Origin of the sequence: Herbaspirillum aquaticum (assembly GCF_002213425.1) — a bacterium.
Classification (GTDB): Bacteria; Pseudomonadota; Gammaproteobacteria; order Burkholderiales; family Burkholderiaceae_D; genus Herbaspirillum; species Herbaspirillum aquaticum.
The window spans coordinates 1-16,881 of record NZ_NJGV01000016.1; the positions used below are offsets into that span (position 1 = coordinate 1).

11 protein-coding genes are annotated in these 16,881 nt (G+C 56.9%); 10 read left to right on the top strand and 1 reads right to left on the bottom strand.

Going from position 1 to position 16,881, the window contains the following annotated elements:
- Positions 1-270: 270 nt before the first annotated feature.
- From CEJ45_RS15845 to arsH, 4 genes are read left to right on the top strand one after another with little or no spacing between them, the layout of a single operon-like run.
- Positions 271-606 (top strand): ArsR/SmtB family transcription factor, encoded by a 336-nt coding sequence (locus CEJ45_RS15845; protein WP_181464887.1) that lies wholly within the window; start codon positions 271-273, stop codon positions 604-606.
- 12 nt (positions 607-618) lie between these two features.
- Positions 619-1,899, top strand: coding sequence for an arsenic transporter (locus CEJ45_RS15850; RefSeq protein WP_077236030.1), 1,281 nt, complete (start codon positions 619-621; stop codon positions 1,897-1,899).
- A 27-nt stretch (positions 1,900-1,926) separates the two neighbouring features.
- A complete protein-coding gene (gene arsC, locus CEJ45_RS15855) occupies positions 1,927-2,355 on the top strand; it encodes an arsenate reductase (glutaredoxin) (protein WP_088756039.1) in 429 nt (142 codons plus the stop codon).
- The gene (arsH, locus tag CEJ45_RS15860; RefSeq protein ID WP_034337071.1) at positions 2,336-3,058 is read left to right on the top strand and encodes an arsenical resistance protein ArsH; all 723 of its coding nucleotides are present in this window, start codon (positions 2,336-2,338) and stop codon (positions 3,056-3,058) included. The genes arsC and arsH overlap by 20 nt, the downstream gene beginning before the upstream one ends.
- Positions 3,059-3,113: 55 nt before the next feature.
- Here arsH and CEJ45_RS15865 read toward each other — a convergent pair whose 3' ends face one another.
- Positions 3,114-3,437, bottom strand: coding sequence for a hypothetical protein (locus tag CEJ45_RS15865; protein WP_077236028.1), 324 nt, complete (start codon positions 3,435-3,437; stop codon positions 3,114-3,116).
- A 90-nt stretch (positions 3,438-3,527) separates the two neighbouring features.
- Here CEJ45_RS15865 and CEJ45_RS24595 point away from each other — a divergent pair, with 90 nt between their 5' ends.
- The 6 genes from CEJ45_RS24595 (at position 3,528) to CEJ45_RS15880 (ending at position 16,582) form a co-directional block, all read left to right on the top strand.
- Positions 3,528-3,824 (top strand): hypothetical protein, encoded by a 297-nt coding sequence (locus CEJ45_RS24595; RefSeq protein ID WP_141107011.1) that lies wholly within the window; start codon positions 3,528-3,530, stop codon positions 3,822-3,824.
- A gap of 414 nt (positions 3,825-4,238) precedes the next feature.
- Positions 4,239-4,616: a response regulator gene (locus tag CEJ45_RS15870; protein ID WP_088756073.1), complete on the top strand. Its 378-nt coding sequence runs from the start codon at positions 4,239-4,241 to the stop codon at positions 4,614-4,616.
- Positions 4,617-5,916: 1,300 nt separating this feature from the next.
- Complete coding sequence (locus tag CEJ45_RS24600) at positions 5,917-6,177, top strand: hypothetical protein (protein ID WP_141107012.1); 261 nt, start codon at positions 5,917-5,919, stop codon at positions 6,175-6,177.
- A gap of 487 nt (positions 6,178-6,664) precedes the next feature.
- Positions 6,665-6,862, top strand: a complete 198-nt coding sequence (locus CEJ45_RS24605) for a hypothetical protein (protein ID WP_141107013.1) — start codon at positions 6,665-6,667, stop codon at positions 6,860-6,862.
- 497 nt (positions 6,863-7,359) lie between these two features.
- Positions 7,360-7,665, top strand: coding sequence for a hypothetical protein (locus tag CEJ45_RS24610; protein WP_141107014.1), 306 nt, complete (start codon positions 7,360-7,362; stop codon positions 7,663-7,665).
- A 355-nt stretch (positions 7,666-8,020) separates the two neighbouring features.
- Positions 8,021-16,582, top strand: coding sequence for a glycoside hydrolase family 94 protein (locus tag CEJ45_RS15880; protein ID WP_088756040.1), 8,562 nt, complete (start codon positions 8,021-8,023; stop codon positions 16,580-16,582).
- Positions 16,583-16,881: the final 299 nt, after the last annotated feature.

Here is a 16,881-nt window from a genome sequence, read left to right on the forward strand (position 1 = left end):
GTAGCTATTTCGCTTCTTCTTTGCTTCACTCATTCTCGTCATCCCTTCCAGGACGACAGCTTAAATCAGTGTCTCAAATTCGGGGTCCACTTTAATAATCTCGGGCATTGTCACGAAGGTAAACAAGCAGCGTTTGATCTCCGCGTGCGTCTTCCACAGGCCTGAGTGGCAGATTTTTACAGCAGCGCATATTGGTTTGGTGCGGAAAATTTTATTGCACAGGCCTGTCATTTCAATAATGATTGAAATATCGAATTAATGAGGCAGGCCATGGAAACAAAATCCGTTATCGCCGCGCTTAGCGCGTTGGCCCAAGAGTCCCGTCTGGGCATCTTTCGCCATCTGGTTCAGGTCGGGCCGGACGGCTGTGCAGCGAGCAAGATTGGCGAGGCGCTTGACATCGCACCATCTTCGCTGTCCTTTCACATGAAGGAGCTGTCACACGCAGGCCTGGTGACGTCGCGGCAGGAGGGGCGTTTCGTCATCTATGCGGCCAATTACGACGTCATGAACGAGGTTCTCGGCTTTCTCACCGAGAACTGCTGCGGTGGCAATCCCTGCTCTCCAGTTAGTGCATGCTGTCCACCATCAGCTGCTACTACTTGATGCGGAGTAAGCATGCTGGTAGCGTTTTTCATTTTCCTGATTACATTGGTGCTGGTCATTTGGCAGCCCCGGGGTCTGGGCATCGGTTGGAGCGCTTGCGGAGGTGCAGTCGTGGCGTTGTCCTTGGGCGTAATCCATTGGGCTGATATTCCAACGGTGTGGCACATCGTCTGGAATGCTACTGCGACCTTCATTTCCATCATCATCATCAGTCTGCTGCTGGACAAGGCTGGTTTTTTTGAATGGGCGGCGCTTCATGTGGCTCGCTGGGGAAGAGGTAACGGCCAGCGCCTGTTCGTATTGTTGGTCCTGCTGGGCGCCACTGTATCGGCGATCTTTGCCAACGACGGTGCCGCACTGATCCTGACGCCCATCGTCATTGCCATGCTTCAGGCGCTGCGGTTCTCGCCGCAAGCGACCCTAGCGTTCGTCATGGCGGCGGGCTTCATCGCTGACACAGCCAGCTTGCCGTTGGTGGTATCGAACCTAGTCAACATTGTTTCGGCGGACTACTTCAAGCTCGGTTTTGCGCAGTATGCCGGCGTCATGGTCCCGGTCGACCTGGCCGCGCTAGTCGCTACGCTTTTGGCGCTCGTTGTCTTCTTCCGGAAGGACATTCCAAAGAATTACGACCTTTCGCAGCTAGAAGCCCCGGCTGCGGCAATACGTGACAAAGCCACCTTTATAGCTGGCTGGTGGGTGCTTGGGCTGCTCCTGCTGGGATTCTTCTGGCTGGAAGGCTTGGGTGTTCCCATCAGTGCGGTAGCCGCCGCCGGTGCGTTGATTCTTCTTGCGGTAGCCGCGCGGGGACATGTGATCGCGACGCGAGAGGTGATCAAGGGGGCACCGTGGCAGATCGTCTTCTTCTCCCTCGGCATGTACCTGGTGGTTTATGGCCTGCGTAACGCGGGACTGACGAATCTGCTGACACAGGTACTGAATGGTCTGGCGGAACAAGGGCTCTGGACCGCAACGCTGGGAACCGGCTTCGTGACGGCAATCTTGTCTTCCATCATGAACAACATGCCGACCGTGCTGGTCGGTGCACTATCCATCGACGCCACAACGGCGCATGGCGTGGTACGCGAAGCCATGGTCTACGCCAACGTGATTGGCTGCGACCTCGGGCCGAAGATCACGCCAATCGGCAGCTTGGCGACCTTGCTTTGGCTACACGTGCTTGACCAGAAGAAACTGCATATCTCGTGGAGATACTACTTCCGCGTCGGTGCTGTACTCACGATGCCAGTGCTGCTTGTCACGCTCGCAGCGCTGGCGATCCGCCTCCAATAGAACCTAACACATCACCCTGGAAACGTCATGACCACCATCTATCACAATCCTGCTTGCGGTACATCCCGTAACACTCTGGCCATGATCCGCAATAGCGGGGAAGAGCCAACTATCATTGAATATCTGCAGCATCCGCCAAGCCGGGAGCAACTGGCAAAGATGATCAAAGATGCCGGGCTGAGCGTACGCGGGGCGATTCGCCAAAAGGGCACGCCCTACGCGGAGCTGGGACTGGATAAGCTCGATGTTACGGACGACAAGCTGCTGGATGCCATGCTGGCGCACCCCATCCTGATCAACCGGCCGTTTGTGGTGACAACCAACGGCACTCGCCTGTGCCGCCCGTCGGAGCTGGTGCTGGATATCCTGCCCAATCCGCAGCAGGGGCCATTTACCAAAGAGGACGGTGAAGTCGTGGTCAACGCGGAGGGACAACGTGTCGCACCGGCTCAGTGACCTGCCGAACATCACGGCAGGCGAGTTCCAGGTCCCGGCGATTGACGGCTTTAAAGAAGTCGGCGCATCTAGCCATCGGCCGCGCTTCCTATTGCTTTACGGCTCCATCAGGGAGCGCTCATACAGCCGGCTGTTGACGATGGAAGCGGCACGTCTGCTGGAGGCATTTGGCGGCGAGGCCAGGATTTTCGATCCGCGCGGCCTGCCCTTGCCCGACGGCGAGCCGGATACGCACCCGAAAGTTGTAGAGCTGCGCGACCTGGCCAACTGGTCCGAGGGAATGGTCTGGTGCTCACCCGAACGCCACGGCGCCATGACCGGCATCATGAAAGCACAGATCGACTGGATTCCGTTGTCGCAAGGGGCGATTCGGCCGACCCAGGGTAAAACGCTCGCCGTAATGGAAGTATCGGGTGGCTCCCAGTCATTCAATGCGGTCAATCAGATGCGCGTGCTCGGACGCTGGATGCGGATGCTGACGATTCCAAACCAGTCGTCGGTCGCCAAGGCATACCAAGAATTCGACGATGCCGGCAGGATGAAGGCTTCGCCCTACTATGAGCGGGTCGTCGATGTAATGGAGGAGCTTTTCAAGTTCACCCTGCTGACTAGAGATGTCTCACCGTATCTGACCGACCGCTACAGCGAACGGAGGGAAGCTGCGGCAGATTTGGAAAAGCGTATGAGCCAAGAAAAATTGTAGCTGGCGTTTCACCATTGCAGAATGCCTACTCTTGGCTGGGAGAAGATATTCCATCCTATTCGTAAGTCTTCCCCATTAACAGGATATCGGCAACCTTACGCCAGGGATTTATTGAAACTTCATAGAAATGGGGACCATTTCTTGAATTCTCCACCCAACGAACGGAGGCATTTAGAAATGCACCGATATTGCCGTTCTTCCAGCCCAATACACCCGAAGAGTATGGTGATGGAAGTAAAGCCGCGTGTAATTCAGTTTCTGCGAACCAGTCTGCGGAGAGTACATTCAGAAAATTGATGAAACTCACTTCATCCACCACAGCATCTCGTGCAGACTCAAGTTGTCTCTCCATTTCTTGTTTGATGTATTTCGCGCTCATCTAATATCCTCGTCACATAGCCCGCTTCTGGGCGATAAGCCGTAGCTTCCGATGCCAAGCCGCTATGGGTAATCCAAGGCGGATTCCCCCATGTCCTATTTTTTACCTGACTGGCCGTTTTTTGACTACCAAACGATGTCTGGAGGTAGATATCGTTTGCTTAATGTTTGCCTCACATTATCGATTATTGGCTGTGTATTCGTGACTATTTTGCTTGTTGGAAATGGGCGCTACATAGACAGTAAAGCATCTGACGGAGCCCGCCATATGAGTGCAGAAAAATGGCACATAACGATCACTACCAAGGAGCGCGTCCAGGAAAACGCAGCGGGCGAGAATGAAGAACACTCGAACAAGGGGCAATTGGGCGCGGTCACCAGATGCTAATGTGGCGGGAAAAGTCGCAGCCGGTTATGAGCTGTCTGAGCCGTCGCAATCGAGAATCGCTCAGGCTAGTGAGTCGGACATACGCCGATAGCCTAAGCCCGGGAGCTCTTACGCTGTCGCGATGAATTACTACGTGTGGCTCCGATCCTTTTCAGCTTGTAGCAACTGATAATCCTCTAGGCCTGCGAAAGTGCAACTACTTCTGCGCACGCCTTTAACGGGACATCATTTCTAGGTTATTGCTATTTGATGCGCTCCCCACAGAGCTTCATCCATTAATCCTACGTGTCTGTCGGAGATAGATTCTCCGTTTTAGCGAATTGCCTGATGTTCATAAGGCAGATTTTTTCTCATACTATTAGTAGCCCTCTGATATCCGACTCTGGACCCATGGCCACTATTTGGGAGGGGGGCATGGACGGATTGTTTCGAGGGCGCACAATATTACTTGTCGAGGACAATGTCGATGTTCGGACCATCTTTTCAGAGGTGTTTAAAAATGAGGGTTACCGCGTTATGGAAGCTACAAACGGTCGAGAAGCCTATGACCTAATGATGGGGTCTGATGATTCTGTGAACGTTGTTTTGACAGATTTGCGAATGCCGATCATGGATGGGTTCGAGTTGGCGACCTTACTCAAAAATAACCCGCGATTTTCTTCCATTCCGATTGTTCTCCAGAGTGAGACCCCTTTGAAAAACTCTTGGAGAGCATTGGAGGTTTTTGACGCGTTGCTTGTAAAACCCTGTCTCTTCGCTGAAGTGGTCTCGACCGTTAAAGCTGTTCAGTAGAAGGGATTCTATATAGCTCACTTTTAGTTTCTGTTATCGTTGCGTAGGTCCTCGGGTGCTTCACGCGATGGGCCCGACCGTAAAAAATCGAAGATCGGCCCTAAAAATTACGCGAGATCACTTCGTCTTAGCTTCGTTTCTTCTCTTGCATCTTCGACGAGCCGTCTAATAACAACCCTCCTTCGTAAAATTTCTGCGTGAACCGTTGAGCTCATCGGCATAGTTGTTGTTAGCTCTTTGAGGCTGGCAGTGCTTTCGTTAAATCGCTTCTTCATTAGATCTCCTATTGAGAGGTGCCATTTGAACACGATTTCTGCGCCCTTTACTGCGTCGGGAAAATAATTGGACAGGAGCATGTCTCGACGCTATCACTATGATCCCACCGATAGAAAAATAAATGAGGTGCATTTCCGTTTTAGAGAAGTAATGGGAGTAAGGTCTGTGCATCCCTTTGCGAATCAAGGCTAGGTAAAAAGCTCGCTTCATTCGTTTTCCCCATCCCGACTCTGCCGCCTCTTCAGTTCATTGAGTCCCTCCGTTGAGATGCTTTGCTATCTTTCCAATTGGAGAATCATATGAACAAGATGAATCGCTTTCGAATGACGGAGCCAGTTCCCGATTACCAAAATTTTCTGGTTGCGGGAAGTGCCCTCTACGTAGACTATTCGGGGCAGCTTGCGGATATCGAATGCATTCAGCAAGTTCTTGAGGACCTCGCGCGTAGTCGTGGAAAGACAAACGACCTTTGTAACCCAAGGCCTCCCATTTCGTCTGAGGACTAGAGCGCGAAAGTGCGCATATACATCGTCCGCAAACCGGTTTTAGTATTCCGAATTTGGTGCCGCCACCTTGCTTGGGGCCAGAAGTTTGGCTCTCGCCAAAACTTTCTTGAAGTTGAGCGAAGGAATCGATCGTCTTGCTTCATTCACCTGTTCCTGCCTGGAGGAAGAAATGCGAAATTACTCTAATGGCCGCTTTAACAGCGACGAAATTGTGGAAGCAATAGATAAGCATCGACGAGAACACGGCGACTGTTATTTTGAAAATAACGAGATCAAAGACTCCACAACTCTTAGTGCAAAGGCGCAGAGCTTTCGTGAAAAGAAGTTAGGGTGGCCGATGAGTCCGAACAGCTTTCGACGGGTCACGTCGGTAAAGATTAAAAAATAGCTGAGAAATTGAAATGAAATCTCGGATTGTGACGCCTATTTTTGGGTGCCGCCGAACCGATGGGCAGCCCATGCGGAGGATATTCCCAGACCTGAAACTCTTATACATAGACAATACACAAAGGACGAACATGTCAGATACCAAACTACCTGTGGATCAAAGAAACGAAGGCCGAGAACATTTTTCGCCACGCGGACATCCGCAGCAGCATCAAGGGCATAAACCGAACCAAGAGCAAGTAGGGGGGGGCGAGGATCGCATTCGTAAACCGGCTAGCGATGTCGAACGTAATGGCTCCCAATCTCAGCAGCAAGAAGCCGCTAAAGGGCTATATGAAAAGCCTAATAAAGACCACCTTACATTGGTGAAAAAAACAGTTTCCCGCGACTGATCTTGCAACGGCTGGCTGTGAAGCATCCGTGGACTAAGTAAAGGTTAGGTATGGAGAGAAATTGATCGATGCCGAATATCGGCTTGCGAACTTCCAGGGCGAATTCGAATAAAAATACTACCCCAGGTAGCCGACCAAGTCGCCAGAAATGCCACCCTAACTCAGGATTCTTATGTCCATTTTTCAAAATGTAGACAGCTCCGGAAACTTTTCCTACGAGCTCAGATATTCGCACCACTCAGATGGGTGGCAAATGAATAGCATTTCGATTCAACGACGCGATCATCAGATTTTTTCAAAGAAGAATCTCGCAGGAGTTTACCGCGCGGAAGCGGTATTGCTTGAGCAGGGCGTCAACATGTGCGAAGCGGTAATTACACGTTTTAATCTGAAGCCGATTTTGCATGCATAGTAGTTGTACTCGCCTTTGTAACCTTTGATGGTATTGCCTGAGTCCAGTGCGATCTCCCTATGAGTAGGAGAAGTTATGAGCAAGGTAAACCGGTGGCGTGAGTTTTCTTTCATAAAGACTGTTTCCTCACCAGAAAAAGGTATTGAGGCGGACTTGTCGACGAGAAATGATGAGAAATTGGCTGCCAGCCAAATCTCCGGAGCCGACGCTGTTCGAGATCAACAAGCAATCTTAGCAGCTGAGTCGGAAGGACTAGCGATTCAAGAGGACTAGATCTCGTCCGTTATCCGTCGGACAGAGAGCCTCAATTGTTGCCCTTGTATTTCACGTCATTTTTCATTCATTAATATGGATGGACAGCATTTTAATTGAATGATTTTCGCGATCAAATATCGCGACAACGGACATCGCGGCCTGTTCCATTGAATCCTTAACCTGACCGCGATACGAAGGAATGATCGTGTCAAACTTCAATAAGACCCAAGGCTCTCATCGACTGGAGCAGCAAGGATTTACTCCCCATAAGGAGAAGACGTCGAGATCTAACGATGGTCGCTATTCTTCACGCGATGGCGAGAAGAGAAAGCAAGAGCAAGCTGATCAGCAAAGTGACGCTGGCCCACGCCGCTATGAAGGGGGTGACATCTATCGAAGGAACTACATGAGAGAGACCGAGAAGGCTGATCGCTCGCGGTAATGTTGTATGTGGGCAGGCAGTCCAATTTATTAAAGGGGCCGCAGTTGCGGCCTTTTTAAATGAGGAGATTGACATGCGATTTCATTTCGAAGATAGAGGCCATGAGGCTGGCTTCGTATGGCTGCGGATTGGGAAGATCGAGGTTATTGAAGTAACTAGTGGTTTAGGAAGCAGCCGCACACGAACAGAGTTTCAAATTCGAAACGTACCTATCAATCTAGAAGGTCAGATTATCGTCTGTCGAAAAGCAATAGCTCAATTTATTCGTGAATCTACGGGCTCAAAGGAAATGTCGATTTCAATTTTCGATGAATCGATTGAGCCGTGGAAAGGACAATTGTTTGCGATAACCCCGCTGGATGATCATCTCGATGTGTAAGTGAATCGCTGATCCAGGCCCTTTCCTGACGCACACGCCAGCAATTTTTGTTGAATGGTTGTGCACCTTGCCCGTGATAACGGGCCGATATCCCAATAGTAGGAGTTTCCCATGGCAGAAAAAGAGCAAAAGCGCGGCAACCGAGAGCCGAAAAAACCTAAGAAAAAACCAGTGCCAGCAGTCCCGGTGCAGCGCGCTCATCAAGGACTGTAGTGAAAACGGTTCTTAATCATAAAAATCCTGACAACCGCTGGGCCACATCGCCTAGCCTTTGCCCCCGGGGCTATACGGCCTATCTTCTTCACGGCGGGTTTATCGCGGGGCGTCTCTCCCCGCGGTGCCCTGAAAGGCCAACATGCGCCGATTTTTTCAATTTGCGTCCCAACGCTCCGCCCCAGATCTGTGGGCCGATACCGCACCTGTGCGCGAGGAACTGTTCGGCATCGAGCGCCTAGAGCAGCATGCGCGCAGCCTCGCGACGGCTCAGTTAGTTAGCATCCATTCACCTCGGGTTCGGTCGTTGCACAATCGGTTGCGCGAAAACGCCGTTGATCTGCTACTGGCCTATCGCGCAGGTGCCGCAGAAGTGGCTGCTGGACGCCGTGTAGTCCCGGCCGCTGAATGGCTGCTGGATAACTATCACGTTGTTGAAGCGCAGGTGCGCGAGATTCGCACTGACCTACCGCCCGGCTACTATAGGCAGTTGCCCAAGCTGGCAGATGGTCCGTTGGCGGGCTATCCACGCGTCTTCGGAATTGCGTGGGCATTCGTCGCCCACACCGACAGCCACTTCGATCCTGCCGTCCTCCGCCGCTTTATTGCAGCCTACCAGGAGGTCCAACCACTGGACATCAGCGAACTATGGGCTGTGGCGATCACCCTACGTATCGTGCTGGTGGAGAACTTGCGCCGATTGGCCGATCAGATCACTGTCGGACGCGCGGCACGCGCCGATGCCCAAAGGCTCGCTGACCGCTTGCTGGAACCGGGCGCAGCCTATGCCGCGTTGAACCAGGATATCGCCACGCGCGCGAGCAGCCCTGTGTCCGAACTTTTCGCGGCACAGCTCGCCAAGCGTCTGCGCGACCAGGACCCGCGCGTCACGCCTGCCCTACAGTGGCTGGATGAGCGGCTGCGTGACCAGGGCACGGATGCTGACCAGGCTATCCTGCATGCACAGCAGCGTCAGGGTGCCTCCAACGTCTCGGTGCGCAACGTCATCACCAGCATGCGCTTGATGTCTGATTTCGACTGGGCAGATATGTTCGAGAGCACTAGCTTAGTGGACACGCGTCTGCGCGCTAGCAGCACCTTCGCGGAGATGGATTTCCCCACACGCAATCGCTACCGTACGGCGATCGAGCAACTGGCTCGGGGATCACCGTTATCCGAACTCGCTATTGTTGAGCGAGCGTTGGCGCTGGCGCAGGCGGCTTCGCCGAAGTCGCCCGAGCTTCTCGTCCAGAACTCCAGCAGGATAGATCCCGGTCATTACCTGATCGCCGAGGGACGCAGCGAATTAGAGCATGCCATCGGATTTCGGCCGCCACTGGTTCTTCGCATCGACCGTTTTAGCGTCCGCGTGGGGCTTAGCGGATACGTGACCGCCATCCTCGCGCTTGCGGCCGTGCTGCTGGGTCTCGCGTTCTGGGCCATGTTTGGCATCGGCAGCTTGACGATAGCTCCCACAGGGCTGCTGGCGGTGCTCGCAATGGCCGCATTCATTCCCGCGACGGAGGTAGCCACAGCGCTGGTCCAGCGCGCAATTGCGTCCCGCGCTGGCGCAGTGACGCTCCCGGCTTTGGCGCTGGCCGACGGGGTTCCAACCCATTTGCGCACACTAGTTGTCGTGCCCACGCTGCTCTCCGGCGAGGCGGAACTGCGCCGGCATATCGAGAGCCTTGAAGTTCACCATCTGTCTGGTGCCGGTGGTGACCTATCTTTTGCTCTGCTATCGGACGGCCTTGATGCAGATTCGGAAGTGCTAGACGGCGACGCCTACCTGATCGGCATTGCGCAGGATGCCATCGACGCACTTAACCAACGGTATGGACCAGCACCAGGTGGTAAGCGCTTTTACCTGTTGCACCGGCAGCGCCGATTCAACGCAAGCGAAAACCGATGGATGGGATGGGAGCGTAAGCGTGGAAAGCTCCATGAACTCAATCGATTATTGCGCGGCGCAACTGACACCAGTTTTATGTCGCTGGGTGGTGCTGCCGACAAAGCTCATCAACCCGAGATCCTTGCCAGAGTGCGCTACGTCATTACGTTGGACGCCGACACCCGACTGCCCCGTGACGCAGCGCTGCGCCTGATCGGCAAGATGGCTCACCCCTTGAACTGTGTGCGCTGGAACAATGCTGAACAGCGTGTAGTGGGCGGTTACGCCATCTTGCAACCACGCGTGACACCAACACTGCCATTGGGCCGCGAGGGATCGCTCTATCAGTGCATTTCGGCCGGTTCGGGTGGCATGGACCCCTACGCGTCCGCCGTGTCTGACGTTTACCAGGACCTTTTCGGTGAGGGATCCTACACCGGTAAAGGCATCTACGACGTCGATGCCTTCGAGGCAGCGCTTGCTGGGCGTATTCCTGAGAATACGATGCTTAGCCACGACCTGTTCGAAGGCGTGTTCGCTCGCGCGGGGCTTGCCTCGGACGTCGAAGTGGTCGAAGAATTCCCTGCCCGCTACGACGTCGCTGCCAGGCGCCAACACCGCTGGACGCGCGGCGACTGGCAACTCCTGCCCTGGATACTCGGGCGACGCCATTCAGGTGCGACCCTACCGCCAGTGGGCCGCTGGAAAATGATCGACAACTTGCGGCGCTCCCTGCTGGCGCCCACGAGCCTACTGGCTCTAGCGCTGTGCGCTTGGTTGCCCTGGCCTCAATCATTACAAGCCATGGGGATGCTGGTACTGGCACTGGCAGTGCCGTTCTTTCTGCCCCACATCTCCGGACTAGCGCCAACGCGCGCGGGCATCGGGCTGAGTAGCCAACTACGCCGGTTGGCCAGCGATCTTCGGTTAGCCGTAATGCAGACACTCTGGACGCTAGCTCTGCTTCCGGATCAGACCTGGCGCACGATGGATGCTATTACGCGTACCCTGATCAGACTCTACGCGACGCATCGGCATCTGCTGGAATGGACAACCGCAGCCCAGTCCGCCGCTCGCCCGCGCCCCGGTATAACTGGCTTCTATGGCCAGATGGCCGGTGGCGTGCTGTTGGCCCTAGTATTCGCCATGGGCGTTAGCGTGTTCTTTCCTGCAGCATGCGCAATTGCGTTGCCGCTGTCGGCGCTCTGGGTCGCAGCGCCGGTCTTGGCCTGGCGCGTCAGCCGCCGTCCGCCGATCGTGACATCCGGTGCGCCCGAACTCACAGATACCTTGGCCCTACGGCTTACTGCACGTCGCACTTGGCGTTTTTTCGAAACCTTCGTGACGCCGGCTGAGCACATGCTTCCACCGGACAATTTTCAGGAAGATCCGAAGCCAGTGATCGCTCACCGCACCTCGCCTACCAACATAGGCTTGTACTTGCTGTCGACGGTGGCGGCCCGCGATTTTGGCTGGGCTGGTGCCCTGCAGACTTGCGAGCGCCTGGAAGCGGCTTTCGTCAGCTTGCAGACATTGGAAAGGTTCCGAGGCCATTTCTACAACTGGTATGACACGCGCACGAACCAGGTGCTTGCACCGGCCTATGTGTCGTCTGTGGACAGCGGTAACCTCGCCGGCCACTTGATCGTACTGGCTAATGCCTGCGAAGAATGGATGGGTGCGTCGCTGTCGACGGATTGGACGGAGGGTGCGAGCGACGCACTCGCGCTAGCCCGGGAGTCGGCGTCTGCTAAACCTTCGACCCAAGGGGCACAGGGACAGCGACTGCTGAGCGTCCTTGCCGAGATCGAGGCAGGGTTCCACGATCCTGCCAGCATGTCACTTCCGGTATTTCAGCGCCTGGCCGATAAGGCGGCAGAAGAAGCGCAGGCGCTGGTCCCAGCAATACAAGCGGAAGGTGACGACCTGCTATTCTGGACCAATGCGCTGCAAGGGCGGATCGAGCAACAGGCACGCGACGCTAAGTCATTCGGCGTCGCGGCGAATGCTATCGATGCCCGCTGGCAGGCGTTGGCGCAACAGGCGCGTGCGCTAGCGCTAGGGATGGACTTCGCCTTCTTGTTGGATCCTGAACGCAAACTGCTTTCCATAGGTTATGCCGCAGTGGAGAACGTGCTCGATCCCAACTGCTATGACCTATTAGCCTCTGAGGCGCGACTAGCCAGCCTCTTCTCAATCGCCAAGGGCGACGTATCCACGCGCCACTGGTTCCGCTTGGATCGGACAGCCATCCCCGTAGGACGTGGATCGGCCCTGGTATCTTGGTCAGGGTCGATGTTCGAGTATCTGATGCCCTCGCTGGTGATGCGCGCACCGGCAGGTAGCCTACTGGAGCAGACCAATCGCCTGATCGTGCAGCACCAGATGGCCTACGGTCGGCGGATGAGCGTGCCGTGGGGCATCTCCGAGTCGGCGTACAACGCTCGCGACCTGGAATTCACTTACCAGTACTCCAACTTTGGCGTGCCAGGCCTGGGCCTAAAACGGGGGCTGGCTCAGGATCTGGTGATCGCGCCTTACGCGACCGGTCTCGCTACCATGGTCGATGCACCGCTCGCACAACGCAACTTTGAGTACCTGCAGACGCTTGGTGCGCTCGGGCGCTATGGCTTTTACGAGGCGCTGGACTTCACCCGTGCCCGCCTGCCCGGCGGGTCGCAGGTCGCCATCGTACGCAGCTTTATGGCGCATCACCAGGGCATGACACTTGTCGCAATCGCCAATACGCTCCAGGGCGCTCGCATGCGGGAACGCTTCCATCGTGAACCGATGATCCAGGCCTGCGAATTGCTGTTGCACGAGCGTATGCCGCGCCTCGTCTCTGTGGCGCGTGCGCGCGCTGAAGAGGTGCTGTCTGGCGCAACCAATCCACATGGTGACTTACATGCGGTACGGCACATAGACCCGTCTGTTACGGCGGCCCCTGCTACGCACCTGCTGTCCAACGGGCGTTATGCCGTCATGCTCACCGCAGCGGGTGCTGGCTATAGCCGCTGGCGTGAGTTGGCTGTGACGCGCTGGCGCGAAGACGCGACCCGCGACGACTGGGGCGCCTACGTCTATCTACGTGACACGGATACCGGTCAGATATGGTCCGCTGCGGCGCAGCCGCTGGCCATGTCACCCGACAGCTACGAGGTAGTCTTCGCCGAGGACCACGCCGCCTTTACGCGGCACGACGGCAGCCTGACGACCACAATGGAGGTGCTGGTGTCCGCCGAAGTTGACGGCGAGGTACGCCGCGTCACAGTCGTCAATACAGGCCGCAAGACTCGTGAAATCGAACTCACCTCCTACTCTGAGGTGGTGTTGGCGTCGCCCGCGGGTGATGATGCCCATCCGGCCTTCTCCAAGATGTTCGTGCAGACTGAATATCTCCCAGAGTTCGGTGCCCTAATCGCTACGCGACGCCCTCGCGGGCCGCACGAGCAGCGGATCTGGGCCGCACACTTCGCCGTGGTCGAAGGCATCGTCACGGCACCCGTGCAGTACGAATCCGACCGGGCACGGTTCCTGGGCCGAGGTCGTACATCCGCCACGGCGCAAGCCATGGCGGACGGAGCCATGCTGTCTGGTACGGCCGGTACGGTACTCGATCCGGTTTTCTCGGTGCGACACCGCGTGCGTATCGCGCCCGGTCGTATGGCGCGCCTCGCCTTCTGGACGCTGGTGGCGCCTACTCGCGAAGCGCTACTGGAATTGGTGGACCAGCACCATGACCGTAGCGCCTTCGAGCGTGCTCGGACCTTGGCCTGGACGCAGGCCCAGGTACAGTTGCGACACATCGGCGTCGAAGCCGACGAAGCCGCAGACTTCCAGCGGCTGGCGGCACCTATCCTCTATGCGGATACACGCTTCCGCCCACCGGCCGAGGAGATCGCTCGTGGTGCAGGCCCGCAGTCGGGCTTGTGGCGGCACTCGGTCTCCGGCGACTTGCCAATCGTGGTGTTGCGAATCGATGACATCGAGGATATTGCTCAGGTGCGCCAACTACTTCGTGCGCACGAGTACTGGCGAATGAAGGGGCTGAGCGTCGATCTGGTGATCGTTAATGAGCGAGCTTCCTCTTATGTGCAGGATCTGCAGTCCGCTATCGAAACGGCCGTGCGCCGGAGCCAGTCGCCCCTTCGACCACACGGCGAGACGATAGCCCAGGGGGTGGTCCATACACTGCGCGCAGATCTGATGGATGTGTCAGCCAGGGCCTTACTGCATTCAGCAGCTCGCGTGCTGCTGCTAGCGCGTCGGGGCGACATCGCTCGGCAAATCGGTCTTCTGCCGGAGACGGTGCACTACGCGAGTGCAGCGCTCGAATTAGCTACCTATACCCAATCTTCCAACCTGACGAGGCAGGGGCAGAGCACAGACACGGTGCGGCTGGAGTTCTTCAACGGACTCGGTGGCTTCGATCAGGACGGTCGCGAATACGTCACCGTACTCACCGACGGACAGACCACCCCCGCCCCCTGGATCAACGTCATCGCCAACCCTGCCTTCGGCTTCCAGGTCTCGGCCGATGGCAGTGCAAGTACTTGGGCTGGTAACAGCCGTGAGAATCAACTTACCCCATGGTCCAACGATCCAGTGATCGATCCGACCGGCGAGGCGTTCTTCGTACGAGACGAGTCGAGCGGCGAGCTCTGGAGCCCTACAGCGCAGCCAATCCGCGACGGCGGTACCTACGTTGCACGCCACGGTCATGGCTATAGCCGCTTCACGCACGAGGCGCACGGTATCGCGCTTGAACTGCTGCAGTTCGTGCCACTGGACGACCCAATTAAGGTGTCGCGCCTCACCTTACGCAATCTCAGCCCACAGACGCGGCGCCTATCCGTCACGGCCTATGCAGAATGGGTGTTGGGCGCCTCGCGTGCGGTTTGCGCACCCTTCATCCTTACCGAGATCGATGCAGCCAGCGGCGTGCTGCTGGCGCGCAATCCCTGGAGCACAGCCTTTCCGGGTAGAGTCGCTTTCGCCGATCTCGGGGGCCGGCAGACCGCTTGGACCGCTGACCGTAAGGAATTCCTTGGCCATCGCGGCAGTCTGGCGGCACCCGCTGCATTGCAGAGCCAGGCGTCCCTATCCGGTACGGTGGGTGCGGGCCTGGATCCCTGCGCTGTGCTGCAGTGCAGCCTAGTGCTGCGGCCCGGCGAGTCGGTAGACATCATCGCTCTACTCGGGCAATGCGGCAGCGCGCAGGAAAGTTTGGAACTAGCGGCGCGCTGGCGTGAGACTGATCTGGAGGCCGAACTGCAGCGGGTGCGTGACCATTGGGAAGGGCTGCTCGGTGCCGTGCAAGTGCGCACGCCAGACCGCGCGATGGACATCCTGCTCAACGGTTGGCTTCTCTACCAGACGCTGGCCTGCCGCATCTGGGCCCGCTCGGCGTTCTATCAGGCCAGCGGTGCCTACGGCTTTCGAGACCAACTGCAGGATGGCATGGCGCTCACATTCGCGCGTCCTGAAGAAACGCGTCAACACTTGCTGCGCGCGGCAGGCCGTCAGTTCCTCGAAGGTGACGTGCAACATTGGTGGCTGCCGCATTCGGGCCAAGGCGTGCGCACGCGAATCTCGGACGACCGCATCTGGCTGGCTTTCGCCGCGGCCAGCTATGTGATCGTCTCGGGCGATACAGCGGTACTTGACGAATCCATCGCCTTCCTGGACGGCCCCGCGCTGCAGGTAGGCGAACATGATGCCTTTTTCCAGCCGATGCCTGCAGGCATCTCTACAACGCTGTTTGAGCACTGCGCGCGCGCATTGGACCAGAGTATCGACCTCACTGGCGAATTAGGGCTGCCGCTGATGGGGACCGGCGATTGGAACGATGGCATGAATCGTGTGGGCCAGGAAGGCCGGGGGCAGAGCGTTTGGCTCGGCTGGCTGCAGGTACGCACACTGATCCTATTCGCTCCTCTGGCAGAGGAACGCGACCCCACTCGTGCCGCGCGCTGGCGGAGCCATGTCCAGTCTGTGACGGCCTCGCTGGAGCGCGAGGCCTGGGACGGCGCCTGGTATCGGCGCGCCATATTCGACGATGGCACGTGGCTGGGCAGCCGCCACAGCGAGGAATGCCGCATCGATTCGATCGCCCAATCCTGGGCCGTACTGTCAGGAGTCGCCGATCCTGGCCACGCACAGATGGCGATGGACTCGCTGCGCTCGCACCTGGTGCTGCCAGAGGCGGGGCTGGCGTTGCTCTTTACCCCACCTTTTGACCACACACAGAGCGACCCTGGCTACATCTTGGGTTACCCGCCGGGCTTACGTGAGAATGGAGGTCAATACAGCCACGCGGCCATGTGGGCCATCCTAGCGTTCACGCAGTTACGCGGCGACCCGCAGGCGGGCGAGCACGCCCATGCCCTGTTCGCTTTGGTCAATCCTATCAACCATGCTCGGACACCTGCTCAGACGGCGCGCTACCGCGTGGAACCGTACGTGGTGGCTGCGGATGTGTATTCGGTATCGCCGCACGAGGGCCGGGGCGGCTGGACCTGGTACACCGGTGCCGCCGGCTGGATGCACCGTGCGGGTATGGAGGGGATTCTAGGCATTCGCCGGGAAGGCGAGGTGTTAATCCTCGATCCGTGTATTCCAGCCGGATGGCCTGGCTTTGAGGCAAAAATCGTCTTGGGTGCGGCACGCTACATCATCCAGGTCGAATCGCCGGGGATGCGCTGCGTCGGTATCTCGGCAGCTGAACTGGACGGCATGCCACTCACCTGCGATGGTGGCGCATTGCGAGTGCCCGTCACACCAGGTGAGCATCGGCTGGTGGCTACGGTGTGAAGGTATGCTTGTCCCACTGACCCGGCAATGAAAGCCAGCAGAAAGCGGCTTCGACTTGTTCTTCACCGCCTTCGGGTGTCCATGTATTTTTTCTCTGACGCGTAACGGACCAGCCTCTCAAATGCGACAAACTCGTCGATGCTGGCCCAGGCCAGATCTGTGGCTCACCAGGTCATCGCAGCCCGTACATGCGGGAAAGATTATTAAAACAACAACTTTAAAGCGTATCGGAGTCGGCGCGCGCAGTTGCCCCCACCCCGCGCCTGCCCGCTAAACAGGTTGGTTTTGACTCAAATTCG